Annotated in this window: 12 protein-coding genes; 7 read left to right on the forward strand and 5 right to left on the reverse strand. The window is 74.0% G+C overall.

The window, feature by feature from the left end; all coding sequences use genetic code 11:
* The first annotated feature begins 105 nt into the window (after positions 1-105).
* From KJK29_RS38240 to KJK29_RS38260, 5 genes are read left to right on the forward strand one after another with little or no spacing between them, the layout of a single operon-like run.
* Positions 106-294 (forward strand): hypothetical protein, encoded by a 189-nt coding sequence (locus KJK29_RS38240; RefSeq protein WP_215124015.1) that lies wholly within the window; start codon positions 106-108, stop codon positions 292-294.
* 20 nt (positions 295-314) lie between these two features.
* Positions 315-1,010 carry a hypothetical protein gene (locus KJK29_RS38245; RefSeq protein WP_215124016.1) on the forward strand — a complete coding sequence of 232 codons (696 nt, stop codon included), beginning with the start codon at positions 315-317 and terminating at the stop codon, positions 1,008-1,010.
* A complete protein-coding gene (locus tag KJK29_RS38250) occupies positions 1,007-1,969 on the forward strand; it encodes a DUF6895 family protein (protein WP_215124017.1) in 963 nt (320 codons plus the stop codon). Before KJK29_RS38245 ends, KJK29_RS38250 begins: the two co-directional genes overlap by 4 nt.
* Positions 1,966-2,883 carry a DUF6895 family protein gene (locus tag KJK29_RS38255; RefSeq protein ID WP_215124018.1) on the forward strand — a complete coding sequence of 306 codons (918 nt, stop codon included), beginning with the start codon at positions 1,966-1,968 and terminating at the stop codon, positions 2,881-2,883. Before KJK29_RS38250 ends, KJK29_RS38255 begins: the two co-directional genes overlap by 4 nt.
* On the forward strand, positions 2,880-3,995 hold the full coding sequence (locus KJK29_RS38260) for a serine hydrolase domain-containing protein (RefSeq protein WP_215124019.1): 1,116 nt from the start codon (positions 2,880-2,882) through the stop codon (positions 3,993-3,995). The genes KJK29_RS38255 and KJK29_RS38260 overlap by 4 nt, the downstream gene beginning before the upstream one ends.
* A gap of 7 nt (positions 3,996-4,002) precedes the next feature.
* Here KJK29_RS38260 and KJK29_RS38265 read toward each other — a convergent pair whose 3' ends face one another.
* The 5 genes from KJK29_RS38265 to KJK29_RS38285 form a co-directional block, all read right to left on the reverse strand.
* Positions 4,003-5,370, reverse strand: a complete 1,368-nt coding sequence (locus tag KJK29_RS38265; RefSeq protein WP_215124020.1) for a carbohydrate-binding protein — start codon at positions 5,368-5,370, stop codon at positions 4,003-4,005.
* A gap of 55 nt (positions 5,371-5,425) precedes the next feature.
* On the reverse strand, positions 5,426-7,090 hold the full coding sequence (locus KJK29_RS38270; protein ID WP_215124021.1) for an alkaline phosphatase D family protein: 1,665 nt from the start codon (positions 7,088-7,090) through the stop codon (positions 5,426-5,428).
* A gap of 240 nt (positions 7,091-7,330) precedes the next feature.
* Positions 7,331-8,095, reverse strand: coding sequence for a metallophosphoesterase family protein (locus KJK29_RS38275; RefSeq protein WP_215124022.1), 765 nt, complete (start codon positions 8,093-8,095; stop codon positions 7,331-7,333).
* The gene (locus KJK29_RS38280) at positions 8,092-8,379 is read right to left on the reverse strand and encodes a BON domain-containing protein (RefSeq protein ID WP_215124023.1); all 288 of its coding nucleotides are present in this window, start codon (positions 8,377-8,379) and stop codon (positions 8,092-8,094) included. The genes KJK29_RS38275 and KJK29_RS38280 overlap by 4 nt, the downstream gene beginning before the upstream one ends.
* 10 nt (positions 8,380-8,389) lie before the next feature.
* Positions 8,390-9,067: a nucleotidyltransferase family protein gene (locus tag KJK29_RS38285; RefSeq protein ID WP_215124024.1), complete on the reverse strand. Its 678-nt coding sequence runs from the start codon at positions 9,065-9,067 to the stop codon at positions 8,390-8,392.
* Positions 9,068-9,290: 223 nt separating this feature from the next.
* On the opposite strand from KJK29_RS38285, the gene KJK29_RS38290 reads away from it, so the two are divergent.
* Together KJK29_RS38290 and KJK29_RS38295 are read left to right on the forward strand one after the other, a co-directional pair.
* Positions 9,291-9,875 (forward strand): hypothetical protein, encoded by a 585-nt coding sequence (locus KJK29_RS38290; RefSeq protein ID WP_215124025.1) that lies wholly within the window; start codon positions 9,291-9,293, stop codon positions 9,873-9,875.
* A gap of 16 nt (positions 9,876-9,891) precedes the next feature.
* On the forward strand, positions 9,892-14,223 hold the full coding sequence (locus KJK29_RS38295; RefSeq protein ID WP_215124026.1) for a cation-translocating P-type ATPase: 4,332 nt from the start codon (positions 9,892-9,894) through the stop codon (positions 14,221-14,223).
* The last annotated feature ends 59 nt before the right edge of the window (positions 14,224-14,282 follow it).

Below are 14,282 nucleotides of genomic sequence, written 5' to 3' on the forward strand. Positions count from 1 at the left end.
GATGTTGAATATGTGATCGAAATAAACTCATGGGTAAGTTGGCATGATTTGTCCGCATCAGGTGCACTAGAGGAGAAGCATCCGCTTCCCCAAGGAGATGGTGCAATGACTTCCACCGAGAAGGTCACCAAGGAACTGACGGGCATCCGCAGTGCCGACATCGAGGCGGCACTCGACCCGGCGGAAACCGACGGGATCTACCGCGACAGCCGTGAGTGCGCCGCGCTCGCGCTGTTCAAGGGCGGATTCGGTCTCCTCCTGTCGCCGCCCACCCCGCGCCCCAAGAAGGGTTGAGTGGACCGACAGGAGCAACCATGAAGCAGTCAGGCACTTCGTCTCTCTTGCAGGACGCGGTGCAGGACCTCGCTTCCGGCGTGGTCTCCGCTCTTCGGAGCGGAGACCACGCGCGTGCGGCCGCCCCCGTGGCGGTCGACCCGGAAGCGGAGGGACTCGCCCTCGCCGCCGTACGGGTGCTGGGAGCAGACGCGTTGCTGCCGAGCACCCTTCTGCACACCCCGCCCCCGCCCGACGAACTCGCCGTATTTCACAAGGCCGTGGAGACCTACCCGCCCGGCGCCCAGGCCGCCCCCACCGTCGCGTGGAGCCACTGGGCCATGCGACGCACCCTGCTGCGGCTCGACCCGGGCCACGCAGGCGGTCCCGGCGAAGAACCCGACGCCGCCTGGCTGGAGGGCGCGAGCTGGCAGCTCCTGACCCACCAGCTCGCGGTGCTGGCCGCCCTCGCCCTGCCCGGCGAGGACAGCGCGGTCGCCCGCGCCGCCGTGCACCGGCCGGTCGACGTCGCCCGCGGCTTCGTGCGCGCCGTACGCCGCCGCGACTGGCGGCAGGCGGCCGGTGCCGGACGCTGGCTGACGCTCCTGGACGGCGTACCGAAGACGCTGGGGCTCGACAACGGCCTGGACTTCGTGGAGCTGATGGGCGGCCAGGACCCGCTCGTGGCACTGCAGTTGAGGGCCGCGCGGCTGACCCGGACGGGAGCGTTCGTGTGAGGGAGGTACGGGGGCCGCGGCAGGTGGCCGAGGACGCGCTGGCGTGGGTGTCCGCCCATCGCGAGGAGTTCGCGCTGGGCGAGGACGCGCTGGCCGCCGACGGACAGGTGAACCGCAGCTGGAAACCGCTCGGCGAACTGGCCCAGGTGTGCGCGACCGTGTCCCGGCACACCGCGCCCCCCGATCCACTCCACGCGTGCGCGGCCGACCTCATGACCTTCGCCTGGCAGCAGACCGGCCGGGGCGAGCTGTTCGTGCGCCTGCAACGGCTGGAGCCCTTCGCCACCTACCCGTTGGAGGTGTACGCCGCCATGGCCGCGGCGGGCCTCAGGCACCCCGGCTACGAGGCGGCCACCGCCACGGTGGCCCGCACCCGCGGCTGGCGGCTCACCGAGCAGGAGCCCACCCGGCGGCTCGGCGTCCTGAACGCCGAGACCCGCAGCGGCATCCGGCCCTCCGACGGAATGCCGCAGGCGCTGCGGCACACCTGGCTGGCCGGTCTGCCCGAGCCCTGGACCTTCGAACAGTCCTCCGGCTACTCCCTCACCCACGTGGTCTTCCACCTCACCGACTGGGGACGCGCCGGGCCCGGGGGCGTACCACCGGACGTCGCCGGCTACCTGGCCGACTGGCTGCCGCCCTGGCTCGACACCTGTCTGGACGCCGGGATGTGGGACCTCGGCTGCGAACTGCTGGCCGTGGCGGCGAGCCTGCCCCTGCTGCCCGAACCCGCCGTCCTCGAGGACGCCTGGGCCCGGGTCGCGGCGGTTCAGCACCCCTCCGGCGCGATCCCGGAGCAAGGAGGCGGAACGGACCACGACGGCGGCCCGGACTTCCTCACCCACTACCACCCCACCCTCATGGCCGCCTTCGCGGCAACCCTGACCACAGGGCGCCTCGAGGACGGAGCACGGGCGGGTGCGCACCACCCGCCCGGCGGACAAGGAGTGCTGGGATGACCGACACCCGCCTGATCCACAACGTCGGAGCAGGCGCCCTGGAATGGCTGTGGGCCCACCGCGACGGATTCGAGCTGGAACCCGACGTCGACCCGGAGGTCGGCTTCCTGGAGCGCTTCAAACCCATCGGCGAACTCGCCATGATCTGCAAGGTGCTGTTCCGAGAGGGCGTCGCGGGATCGCGCCAGGCGCAGCTCGCCCGGCAACTCCTCGACCACGCCTGGCGCGAGACGCTGGACGGCGGTCGCATGCTGGTGCGCGGGCAGCTCACGGAGCCGATCTCCCCCATCCCGTTCGAGGTGTACCTGCCCTTCAAGGAACTCGGCTACAGCCAGCCGGAGGTGGAGCGGGCCGCCGCCCTGAACCACCGGCTGGAGAGCTGGGTGTCCTTCGAGGCGACCCCCACCCGGCGGCTCGGACTCTCCGCGTTCCAGCGCCGCTTCGGCCTCCCGCCCCGCCCTGCGGAGGCCGAACTGCGCGACACCACCTGGCTGGCCCGCACCCCCGAACCCTGGACGGTGGAAGGGCACATCGCCTACGACGTCACGCACAACGTCTTCCATCTGACCGACTGGGGAGAGAACCCGGACGGCCTGCCGCCCGCCACCGCCGACTACCTCGCGACCTGGCTGCCCGTCTGGATCGACGACTGGCTGGACCTGGAGCGCTGGGACCTGCTCGGCGAACTGCTGGTGGTCGACGCCTGCCTGCCCCGCCCCACCCTGGACGAGAGGGCCTGGGAGGGCTTCGCCGCCGCACAGCAGCCCGACGGTGCCATGCCGGCCCTGCGGACGATGCCCGAGGGCGCCCCCGACGAGGTGTTCGACATCGTCTACCACCCGACCCTGGTCGCCGCCTACGCCTCCGTACTGGCCACCTCCCGCTCCCTGTCCCGCCTGGCACACGCCTCATGACGACCGGCCGGCCCGCCTCGCGCGCCCGGTCGGCGGATCCTCCCCAGGAGGACGGGCCACTCGGCGCGCGGCTCGCGGACGCCGTCGCCGCGGCCGACGCCCCGGACGTCGTCTTCGCCCTCTCGCGGCACGGCCGCCGCACCGTCCTGAGCGGCGGTACCGCCCCGCCTCCGCCGATTCCCCGAGAGGACCTGCGGTACGAGATCGGCTCGGCCGCCAAGACGTTCACCGGACTGCTGCTGGCCCGGCTGATCCACACCGGGCCGCTGTCCGGCGGTGAACCGGCCGTCGCCCTCCTGGACGGGGGGCGGCCCACCGGTCCCCACCCGGTGACGCTCGCCCATCTGATCACCCACACCTCCGGACTGCCCGCCCTGCCGCCCGGCTTCCTCCGGCGGGCCCTGCCCGCCTGGCACACCAACCCCTACGGCCGTTTCCCGGCCGACCGGGTCGTCGACGCCTTCCTGCGTCACCGGCCGCGCCACCGCCCCGGCACCCGATGGCGCTACTCCAACTACGGCGTCGCCGTCCTCGGACACGCACTCGCCGCCGCGACCGGCACACCGTGGGAGGACCTGCTCACCGGCCAGGTCCTGCACCCGCTCGGCCTGGACGGCACGACCCTGCGCGCGGACGGCTCCGGACTCGACGCACTCGGACACGGCACGGACGGCCGGTCACCCGTGCCCGCCTTCGACGCCGGAGGCTTCCAGGCCGCGGGTGCCGTCCGGGCCACCCCGCACGACCTGCTCACCTTCCTCGAAGCCCATCTGGACCCCGCCGGGGCACCACCCCGACTGGCCGCGCCCCTGCACGAGGTGCGCCGGCCCGTGCTCCGCCGGGGCATCGGGCACCGGCACGTCCACACCACCGCCTGGTTCAGTCACCCGGCCGACGGCGGACCGCTGTACTTCCACAGCGGCGCGACCCTCGGCCAGCAGGCGTTCCTGGGCTTCCGGCCCGACACCGGCACGGCCCTGGCCGCGGTGTGCACCCGTCGCTTCCGGGGCCACGACCCGTTCCTGGCCACCGCGTACGGGCTGCTGACGGAGGATCAGCGGGCCCGGCCCGGCACCGACGGCGTGTGCCGCGCCGGCGCCGGACCGCACTGACTCCTCGTCACACCCGCTGCCACAGGGCCGGGGTGCGGGTGGGCACCCACACGCCCTGCGCCTGGTGGGTCTGCAGGCACCGGTAGCGCACCCCGCCGTGGGTCACCGTGGCCCCGGCCTCGTAGACACGGCCGGCGGCCCAGGTCTGCACCACGTTGGCCTGCGGTGCCGCCGCCGCGGCGGGGGCGGTCTTCAGGGTGAGGCCGAAGGCGCTGAGCAGCGGATTGATCGGCTGGAAGAACGTCGTGCCCCCGCTCTTGCAGTCGCCCGTACCACCCGAGGTCACGCCCTGCGCCTGGACGCCCGCGACGTAGGGCCCGCCGGAGTCGCCCGGCTCGGCGCACACCGTCGTCCGGGTCAGCCCGTCCACCCTGCCCTCGGCGTAGCTGACACTGGCGTCGTGCTGCTCGACCTTGCCGCAGTGCCACCCGCTGGTGGAGCCGGAGCGGCAGACGGCGGCCCCGACGAGCGCCTGCACCGAGCCGGTGACCTGCACCTTCTGCTCGCCCTCGGCCTTCACGTTCGCCGTCGCCGTCCACTGGTCGTTGACGGCCACCCACGACATGTCCTTGCCGGGGAACGTGGAGGCCTGGAACGTGCCCTGCTGCGCCTGGTCGAACCCGGTCGTCGTATCGCCCTTCTTGCCGCAGTGGCCCACCGAGGCGAAGCCCTGCTGCTGGCCCTTGGTGACGGAGAACCCGATGGAGCAGCGGGCGCTGCCGTTGATGTAGTAGGGGTCGCCGCCGGTGAGGTCCGCCAGCAGACGCGGGCGCTCCGCCGTCACCGTGACGCCCACGCTCTTGGCGTCGAGGCCCGCGGCCTTGACGAACGCGGCGGCCGCGGCCTTGCTCCGGGCCTGCACCGCGACCCGGTTCGCCGGGATGTCGACGTACCACAGGGGCGTGTCGCCGGTGTTGGCACGGGCCGCCGCCCCGTCCAGCTTCTTCTTCGCCGCCTGGAGGTCCCGGAGCGTCTTCTTCACGACGGCGGCCTTGGCGCCCTGGGCCTTGATGGCGGGCACGTCCGCGGTGTTCGTCGTCGCCACCACCAGCTCCTGCGCCGTCGTGCCGCGCAGCCAGGCCCCCGCGAAGCGGGTGCCCAGGGCGTTGCGCAGCCGCCCCGCACGGGTGCCCGCCTCCGCCTCGTTGACCAGCCGCCGGGACGCCTGGGCCGGTGTCAGCCCGAGGTCGCGCTCCAGGGCGCGCAGCATCGGGGCCGACGGCCGGTCGGCGCCCAGGGTCTGGGCGGCCGAGGGCAGCGGGCCCGCGGGGGGCGCGGGTTCGGCCGCCACGGCGGAGGGGAGCCCGGTGGCGACGAGTGCGCCGAGTGCGGCCAGGGCCGCCCGGCGGCCGGTCACGGCGTGTCTGTGGACCATGCGATGTGTCTCCTTCGATCGCGGTGGAAGTGCGGTACTGCGGGAACCGGGCGTCTCACGCGGTCTTCAGGCCGGGCGAACCCACCTCCGTGACGAAGGACGCGGTCGTCGAGACGGTGCCCCCGGGCTGGGTGATGGACGGGACGGTCCGGAAGTCGACCTGGGCCTTCGCACGGTCCAGCTCGACGCGGACATAGCCGCGCCGGCCGTCGTAGTACTTCATGTGGGGGTTGGCCCGCAGGTAGGTGTCCCAGTTGTCGGGCTTCTCGGTCCCGTTGCCGCCGCTGGAGACGGAGGTGCAGGTGAACTCCGTGCCCAGCGTCCTGGACTTCGGGTCGTCGAAGTCGTCCTTGATGTCGAAGGCGTACCCGACGTGGACGTCGCCGGTGAGGACCATCCAGTTGTCGATGCCGGCGGCCTTCGCGCCCGCCGTGACCCGGTCGCGGGAGCCGCGGTAGCCGTCCCAGGCGTCCATGGAGACCCGGGCCGGCCCGCTCACGTCGAACTTGCGCTGTGAGAAGCACACCTGCTGGGGCAGCACGTGCCACAGCGCGGAGGAGTCCCGCCAGCCGTCCAGCAGCCAGCGTTCCTGCGTGGCTCCGGTCAGGGTGCGGGCCGGGTCGTCCGACTCGGTGCCCGGCGCGTGCGGCCGGTCGTCGTAGGCCTGGTCGGAGCGGTACTGGCGGGTGTCGAGAAGGTCGAACTGGACGAGCGACCCCCAGTTCAGCCGGCGGTACAGCCGGGCGTCGGGGCCCTGCGGCAATTGCTCGGCGCGCAGCGGCTGGTTCTCCCAGTAGGCCCGGTAGGCGGCGGCGCGTCGTGCCAGGAACTGCTCCGGGGAGGTGCCGTTCTCGTCGAAGGCGCCCGCGTAGTTGTTCTCCGTCTCGTGGTCGTCCCAGGTGACGAGGAACGGGTGGCGGGCGTGCGCGGCGCGCAGGTCCGGGTCGTTCTTGTAGAGCGCGTAGCGCAGCCGGTAGTCGGCGAGGGTGACCGTCTCGCGGTTGAACACGTCGGGCAGCTTGCGGTCGCTGTAGCGGCGGGCCCCGCCGGCGGAGTCCACCGGGTACTCGTACAGGTAGTCGCCGAGGTGGAACACCGCGTCGACGTCCTCCTCGGCCAGATGCCGGTGGGCGGTGTAGTAGCCGTCCTGGTAGGCCTGGCAGGCCACGGCGGCCAGCCGCATGCCGGCGGTGGCGCTGCCCGCGGCCGGTGCCGTACGGGTCCGGCCCGTGGGGCTGATCCAGTCGCCCACCCGGAACCGGTAGTAGTAGTGGCGGTCCGGCCTCAGGCCTTTGATGTCGACGTGCACGCTGTGGGCGTACTCGGGATGGGCCGTGGCGACCCCCCGCTGCTCGACGAGCGCGAACCACTCGTCCAGGGCCACTTCCCAGGAGACGGCGACCCGTTCCTGGCCCAGGCCGCCGTCCGCGGTGAACGGCTGGGGGGCCAGCCGGGTCCAGAGCAGCACCGAGTCGGGCAGCGGATCGCCGGAGGCCACGCCGAGGGTGAAGGGGTCGTCGGAGACCCGGGCGGCGTCGAGTTCCGGAGCGGCGGTGGCGCCGCGGGCCGGCCGGTTGGTGCTGAAGGCGAGCATCGCCGCCGCCGCGGTGACGGTCAGGAAGCGGCGGCGGGCGACGTGCGGCGCCGCGGTGCGCAGTACGGCGTCGTGCGGGGAGAAGGCATGCTCGGACGGTGCATTCCGACGGCCCGTCAGCGCCATCTGATGTCCTCTCGTACGGGGCAGGGCGCCCCGGACGGACGCGTGGGGCATCGCCGACGTGGGGAGCGCGGAGCATGCATGCTAAGCAGACAAAATGCCTAAAACGGTTGCGACCTGCGGGGCGTTCACACCAGAGGCGGTACGGGGACGGCGCCTCACGCCACCTGCGACGGAACCCGGAACACGGAAAGCGCCGCCGGCGTGAGCCGACGGCGCATCAGGGGTGAGGGGCGGGGAGTGCTAATGGGCGGCTTGCGCGGCGGCCCCGGAGGCCGCGTGGTCACGCACCGGCAGGTGGTACACGTGGAACGCCCGCCCGATGACCGGCTGGGCGACATTGCGCACCCGTACGCCGCCGCTCGTCATGCCGTGTTCCGTGCCGGCGTGCGCGTGCCCGTGCACCGCGAGATCGGCACCGGCCGTGTCGATCGCCTCGGCCAGCAGATAGCTGCCCAGGAACGGATGGATCTCCAGCGGCTCGCCGGCCAGTGTGTCGGCGACGGGGGAGTAGTGGGTGAGGGCGATCCGCGCGTCACAGCCCTCCTCGCCGAGCCGCTCCAGGGACGCCCGCAGACCGTCGGCACAGCGCCGCGAGTGCCTGACGAACTCCTTCATGACCGGCTCGCCGAACTCCCCGGCGCAGCGGCCGACGAACCCGCCGCCGAACCCCTTGGTCCCGGCCACGCCGATACGCGCTCCGCCGCACGACAGGACCGTCCCCCGGCCCTCGAGGACATGGGCGCCGGCGTCCCTGAGTACCGCCGTGACCTCCTCGGGCCTGTCGTCGTGATGGTCGTGGTTGCCGAGGACGGCGACCACCGGGACCCCGAGGCCCTGGATCTCGCGGGCCACCACCCGGGCTTCCTCAAGAGTGCCGTGCCGGGTGAGGTCCCCGGCCAGCAGCAGGAGGTCGGCGCACTCGGGCAGGGTCTCGAAGGCGGGGCGGAGCACACCCTGGCTGTCGGGCCCCATATGGATGTCTCCGACGGCTGCGACGCGGATCATGAGAGTTCCTCCGCACGGTCGGGGGAGGACGCCTCGGTGACCACGAGGTCGCTGTGCACGGGGATCCCGGCGAGTTCCTCGCGGGCGGTGCGCACGATCTCCTCGCGGCAGGGCGCCGAGGGCACGGTGCCGGTGAGCAGCACCGTCCGGCCGCGGGCCTCGACCCGTACGCCCAGTTCACCGAGTTCGCCGGAGGCGAGGCGGTCCTGGAGGTGGGCGATGCGGTAGTCCAGGTTCTGCGCCGGCGGCGCGCCGCCCGAGTCCTGGGAACCGTGGGTGCTCATGGGTGCTCCTTCAGATGACGTTCAGGCGCTCCAGCAGGAAGAAGAAGGCGGCGGGCATGGGCGCGTCCCCGCACTCGCGCCGCACCCGCTCCCAGTCGACCTTCTCCCGCAGAGCGCGCGCGATGGGCAGGGCGGCGCCGAAGTCGCAGTGGTGCTCGGAGAAGGCGGCGGCCAGGCTCCACAGCAGGTCGGTGGGGGCCAGCACGGGCATGCGCACCGAGTCGACCGAGATCTCCTCCGCGCGCTCCAGCATCTCCGCCCCGACCGGCCGGTCCGCCAGCTCGAAGATGATGTCCACCGGCTGGCCGAAACAGGTGGCCTTGATCAGCCAGTCCTCCGGCGGCGTGTAGACGACCAGCCCCGCGTCCCGGAGCGTGACCGCCACCGCCTCGGCGTCCTCGGGGCGGATGGCGAAGTCGACGTCGTGCTGGAGGTTCTTCTCGCCTCCGTGCGCGTACGCGGCCACGCTCCCGGCCAGCGCGAACAGATGCCCCTTCCGCTTCAGCAGGGAACCGACCTGCTTGGCCGCCTCCAGAATCGCCTGATTGCGGTCCAGGGGCAGTTCGTGCGGCGGCTCAGCGGCCTGCGGATCCTGGGGCGGCGCGGGCTCGGTCCGGTCCGGCGCCAGTCGGAGATCGGGGATCCCCGGCCGCCGGACGAGCGTCGCGTCATCACCGTTCTCCGCCATGACCACTCCATTCGCCGAACCGGACACTCCGCTCTGCCGCACCTGGCCCCGAGGGCCCGCGTGCCCGCTCTGAGTACCCAGCGCGCCCGTGCCGACACGGAAGGCTGCGACTCCCTGCTCCGGCCGAACAAGACAAGCGCTCACACCGCCGACGACGGAATATGGGGCGAGAACCTGGAAAACCGGTTGAAGCCGGATAAAACCCGCGCCTGTGGAGGTCGACATGACTCAGGAGACATCACGTTCGTCTGATCTTCCGCAGCCGTTGCGGGCCGTCGCCTCGGGACTCAGGCATCTGCCGGGCGCGGAACAGGTGGGCAAGGTGGCCGGAGGAGCCCTGGACAAGGTCGGCGCGGTGTCGCCGCGCGGGCGCCGGATGGCCGTCTACGCCGGTGCCGGTGTGCTCGGTGTGGCCGGAGTGGTGGAGTGGCCGGTCGCGTTGACCGGCGCCGCCGTCGCCTGGCTGACCCGGCCCAGGCCCGCAGGGAAACAGGACGGCGCGTCACCGAACGGCGGCACGCGGACCACCCGGACCGGTGAACGCCGCAAGGGCGCCGGCGCCCAGGACGGGCCGGACGACCAGGACACCTCCGCGTACGGGCCCGGCGGCAGACTCGCCGCCTCCCACTACCGGCACGACCGGACCGAACAGCACGTCCACGAACAGCCCGCCAAGGTGGGCGACACCGCCACCGCCTCCGCGCTGAAGCAGGTCGCCGAGGCCACCGCGCACCACGACGCGCACGGCGAGGAGCCGGACCGGGGACCCGCCCACCCGCGCGGACACGACAGCCGCTCAGCCGGCTGAGCCGGGACGGCGGCAGATGCTCACACGCTTCGACGTCGCCCCGCTCGTCGGGGCCGTGGCCGGGGCGGCCGCAGGGGCCGTCCGCGGCACCGCCCAGGGCGTGACGTCCGTCTACGACACCACGCGGCGCGTGCGCAACGTCGCGCGCAACGCCCTGACCGGTGGACAGCACTGGAAGGCCGGACAGCGCGTCCACCTCGCCCTGCGGCGCTCCGACGGCGAGGCCGGCACGCTCGCCCGCGAGTTGGCCGGGGAACTCCTCGACCACCCGGACGTCCTCACGGCGTACTGGGACGAGGGACTGTCCCGCATGGTGATCACCGTGGCCGAGGAGGCCGCCACCGACCGGGTCACCGAGCGGGCCACCGCACTCGCCACCCGCTTCGGCCTGGACGAGGGCGTCGACCCGAACACGCGGGACACCAGCCACCCCGGCGACCCCACCGAGGTACGCGTCAGCGCGGCGGCGATCCTGCTGGACGCCGCCGGCGCGGCAGGCGCCTTCGCGGGCCGGTCCTTGCGCCTGCCGCCCACCTCCCGCATCATCACCGCGGCCGTCACCCTGCTGCGCGAGAACCCCCGTTTCAGGGCCCTGCTCCGGGAGCGGTTCGGCACCTCCGGCATGGAACTCGTCCTGGCCGCCGCCAACGCCGCCGCACACAGCGCCGGCCAGACCCCGCTGGCGCTCGTGCTCGACGGCGCCCTGCGCGGTACCCAGCTGACGGAGGCCGTGGCCCGGGCAGCGGCCTTCGAGGCACTGCACGACGACATCGTCCACGAACGGCGCACCAGCCTGCCCTGCCCGCCGGACACGCGGCCGCCGCTCAAGGTGACGCCCGCCGCGGAGTACGCCTCCCACGCCAGCACCGGCAGCGTCGCCGGTGCCGCCGCCACCCTCCTCGTCACACACCGGGCGAGCGACGCGGCCGAAGCGGTCCTCGCCGGATCACCGAAAGCGGCCCGCTACGGACCGGCCGCCTTCGGCGCGACCCTCGGCACCTTCCTCGCCCACGCCGGCATCCTCCTGCGCAACGGCGAGCGCCTGCGCCAACTGGAGATCGCCGACGCCCTGGTCCTGCACGCCGACGCCCTGCGCAGCCGGCGGGAGGACACCGAGGACGGCCCCGACGGGCTGCCCGACGACCCGGTCCACCCCTTCGCCGAGGCCGTCCTGGACGCCGCTCGCAGGGCGGGACTGCACGTCGTGATCGCCGGCGGCTCCGACCTCAAGGACATCACCCGGCTCGCCGACGAGGTCGCCCCGGGCGCGAAACCGTTCGGAGACGTCGTCCGGGCCCTGCAGAAGGACGGCCACGTGGTGGTGACCGTCGCCCGCCTCACGGAGTCCGGCGACGGACACGTGGCGGCCGGACTGCCCGCCGGCGACGTGGCCATCGCCCTCACCGACGGACGGGCCGCCGTCTCCTGGGGCGTCGACGCGCTTGCCCCGGGAGGCCTCGCCGACGTCTGGCGGCTGCTCACGGCGATCCCCGCGGCTCGGCGCGTCGGACGCCGGTCCCAGACACTGGCCCGCGCGGGCGCCGCCCTGTCGGGGCTCCTGGTCGCCCGCGGCGGACAGCGCCTGGGCCGGCTCGGCATGTGGCCCCTGACCCGCCACGCCCCCGTCAACATCGCCGCCGCCAACGCCCTGCTCACCGGCTGGCTCGCGGGCATCCAAGTGGCCCGGGCCACCCCGCCCCCGCCACGACTGCACATCCCCTGGCACGCCCTGGAACCCCACGAGGCCCGCGACCGGCTGGGACGCGCCGGGCGCGACGGCGAGCCCCGCGGACTCGCCCTGCTCGCCGACCGCTCCCGGCAGCAGGCCGGCCGCCTGGTCCGCCACCCGGCCGTGACGCCCGCCCGCTGGACCTGGCAGGCGGCCGGCGCCGTACGCCGCGAACTCGACGATCCGCTCACCCCCGTCCTGGCCACGGGCGCCGTCGCCTCCGCGCTGCTCGGCTCCCTCGTCGACGCCATGCTCGTCGTGGGCGCCATGGACCTCAACGCCGTGACGGGCGGACTCCAGCGGATGCGCGCCGAACAGGCACTGGCCCGGCTCGCCGCCAGGCAGCAGCCCAAGGCCCGCAGACAGGACGGCCACCGGCGCACCGTCACCGTCGACGCCGCCCGGCTGCGCCCCGGCGACGAGATCAGCCTCGGCGCCGGCGACGTCGTACCCGCCGACGCCCGGCTGCTGGAGGTCGACGGTCTCGAGGTCGACGAGTCGGCGCTCACCGGCGAGTCCCTGCCCGTGTCCAAGGCCGTCGACGCCACCCCCGGACTGCCGGTGGCCCAGCGCGCCTGCATGGTGTTCGAGGGCACGACCGTCGTGGCCGGACGCGCCCTCGCGCTCGTCGTCGACACCGGCGAGCAGACCGAGGCGGGCCGCGCCGTCTCCCTCGCCGCCCGCACCCCGCCGCCCGCCGGCGTCCAGGCCCGGCTGCAGGAGCTGACCCGCAAGGCACTGCCGGTGACCTTCACGGGCGGCGCCGCCGTGACCGGACTGTCCCTGCTGCGCGGCAGCCCCGTCCGACGCGCCGTCAGCGGCGGTGTCGCCGTCGCTGTCGCCGCCGTACCGGAAGGACTCCCGCTCGTCGCCACGGTCGCGCAGATGGCGGCCGCCCGGCGGCTGTCCCGGCGAGGCGTCCTGGTCCGCACCCCGCGCACCCTGGAGGCGCTCGGGCGCGTCGACACCGTCTGCTTCGACAAGACCGGCACCCTCACCGAGAACAGACTGCGCCTGGTCCGCGTCGCCACCGCCGACGGCACCGTCCTGGAGACCGGCACCGAACAGGCCCTGCCGGTCCTGCGCCTGGCCGCGCGCGCCTGCCCGCAGGAGGAGACGGGACAGGGCCGCCGGGTCGCGCACGCCACCGACGAGGCCGTCCTCGACGTCGCCCCGCCCGACGAGGGCTGGACCCCGACCGGCGAGCTGCCCTTCGAGACACGGCGGGGCTACGCCGCGGCGATCGGCCGCGACGGCGACCCGGACTTCGGTGAACTCCTCGTCGTCAAGGGCGCCCCGGAGACGATCCTGCCCGCCTGCCGGAACCTGCCCGGCCACGCGAGCGACACCGCCCACGAACTGGCGGGCCAGGGACTGCGCGTCCTGGCCGTGGCCCGGCGCCCCTGCCGGGCCGACGACGCCGAACTCGACGCGCCGCTCGCGGACCTGGAGTTCAGCGGCTTCGTCGCCCTCGCCGACGTCCCGCGCGACACCTCGCACGCCCTGCTCGCGGAACTCCGCCGCTCCGGCATCCTGCCCGTCATGCTCACCGGCGACCACCCCGAGACCGCCCGCGCCATCGCCCTGCAACTGGGCTGGCCGGAGGAGACCGAGGCGGTGACCGGAGACGAACTCGTCGCCATGGGACGCCGCGAACGCGTCCGGGTCCTGCGCGGCGCGGGCGTCATCGCCCGGGTCGCACCCGAGCAGAAGCTGCACGTCGTCGAGGCCCTGCAACAGGCCGGACGGGTCGTGGCGATGGCCGGCGACGGCGCCAACGACGCCGCCGCGATCCGCGCCGCCGATGTCGGGGTCGGTGTCGAGTCCCGCGGCTCCGCGGCCGCCCGCAACGCCGCCGACCTCGTGCTCACCACCGGCGACCTGTCCGTCCTCGTCGACGCGGTCGCCGAGGGCCGTGCCCTGTGGCGCAGCGTCGCCGACGCGGTGAGCATCCTCATCGGCGGCAACGCCGGCGAGGTCGGCTTCAGCGTCCTCGGCACCCTGCTCGCGGGCGCCTCCCCCCTGTCGACACGTCAGCTCCTGCTGGTCAACCTGCTCACCGACATGTTCCCGGCCATGGCGGTGGCGGTCACGCCGAGCGACGACCCCTCGACGGCGGAGCACGCCGCGACCGGCCCGATGGGCCTCAACGTCCTCGGCGCCCCGCTGCTGCGCTCCATCCGGCGCCGGGGCATCACCACCTGCCTCGGTGCGGTCACGGCCTACCTCATCGGCCGCCTCACCCCGGGCACCGAACGCCGGTCCACCACCATGGCCCTGTGCGGCGTGGTCGGCGCCCAGCTCGTGCAGACCCTCTCCGGCCGCCGCCGCAGCCCGCTGGTGTGGGTGACGGCCCTCGGCTCGGCCGCCGTCCTCGCCGCCCTCGTCCAGACCCCCGGCGTCAGCCACTTCTTCGGCTGCACCCCGCTCGGCCCCGTGGCCTGGGCGGGCGTGGCCCTGGCCATCGCCCTCTCGGCCCTGGCCCCGCGCCTGGAACACCTCCGGGCCGTCCACCTGCTCTACGAGGCCGTGACCCGCCTCGCCCTGCGCCTGGGCGATCTGACCCAGCAGGCCCGCGAACTGCTGCAGAGCGGGATCGCCCGGCCTGTGGTGGCGTAGCGGGCGAGCACGCACGGCTGAGAGCGGCCGCCACCCTGGAACGTGGTGACGGCCGCCCT

The sequence above is a fragment of the Streptomyces koelreuteriae genome, from assembly GCF_018604545.1.
GTDB lineage: Bacteria > Actinomycetota > Actinomycetes > Streptomycetales > Streptomycetaceae > Streptomyces > Streptomyces koelreuteriae.

Excerpts from the sequence above, each read along its gene's own strand:
- KJK29_RS38265 (WP_215124020.1), bottom strand. The coding sequence starts at position 5,370 with ATGGTCCACAGACACGCCGTGACCGGCCGCCGGGCGGCCCTGGCCGCA.
- KJK29_RS38245 (WP_215124016.1), top strand. The coding sequence starts at position 315 with ATGAAGCAGTCAGGCACTTCGTCTCTCTTGCAGGACGCGGTGCAGGAC.
- KJK29_RS38295 (WP_215124026.1), top strand. The coding sequence starts at position 9,892 with ATGCTCACACGCTTCGACGTCGCCCCGCTCGTCGGGGCCGTGGCCGGG.
- KJK29_RS38255 (WP_215124018.1), top strand. The coding sequence starts at position 1,966 with ATGACCGACACCCGCCTGATCCACAACGTCGGAGCAGGCGCCCTGGAA.
- KJK29_RS38290 (WP_215124025.1), top strand. The coding sequence starts at position 9,291 with ATGACTCAGGAGACATCACGTTCGTCTGATCTTCCGCAGCCGTTGCGG.
- KJK29_RS38275 (WP_215124022.1), bottom strand. The coding sequence starts at position 8,095 with ATGATCCGCGTCGCAGCCGTCGGAGACATCCATATGGGGCCCGACAGC.
- KJK29_RS38270 (WP_215124021.1), bottom strand. The coding sequence starts at position 7,090 with ATGGCGCTGACGGGCCGTCGGAATGCACCGTCCGAGCATGCCTTCTCC.
- KJK29_RS38280 (WP_215124023.1), bottom strand. The coding sequence starts at position 8,379 with ATGAGCACCCACGGTTCCCAGGACTCGGGCGGCGCGCCGCCGGCGCAG.
- KJK29_RS38285 (WP_215124024.1), bottom strand. The coding sequence starts at position 9,067 with ATGGCGGAGAACGGTGATGACGCGACGCTCGTCCGGCGGCCGGGGATC.
- KJK29_RS38260 (WP_215124019.1), top strand. The coding sequence starts at position 2,880 with ATGACGACCGGCCGGCCCGCCTCGCGCGCCCGGTCGGCGGATCCTCCC.
- KJK29_RS38240 (WP_215124015.1), top strand. The coding sequence starts at position 106 with ATGACTTCCACCGAGAAGGTCACCAAGGAACTGACGGGCATCCGCAGT.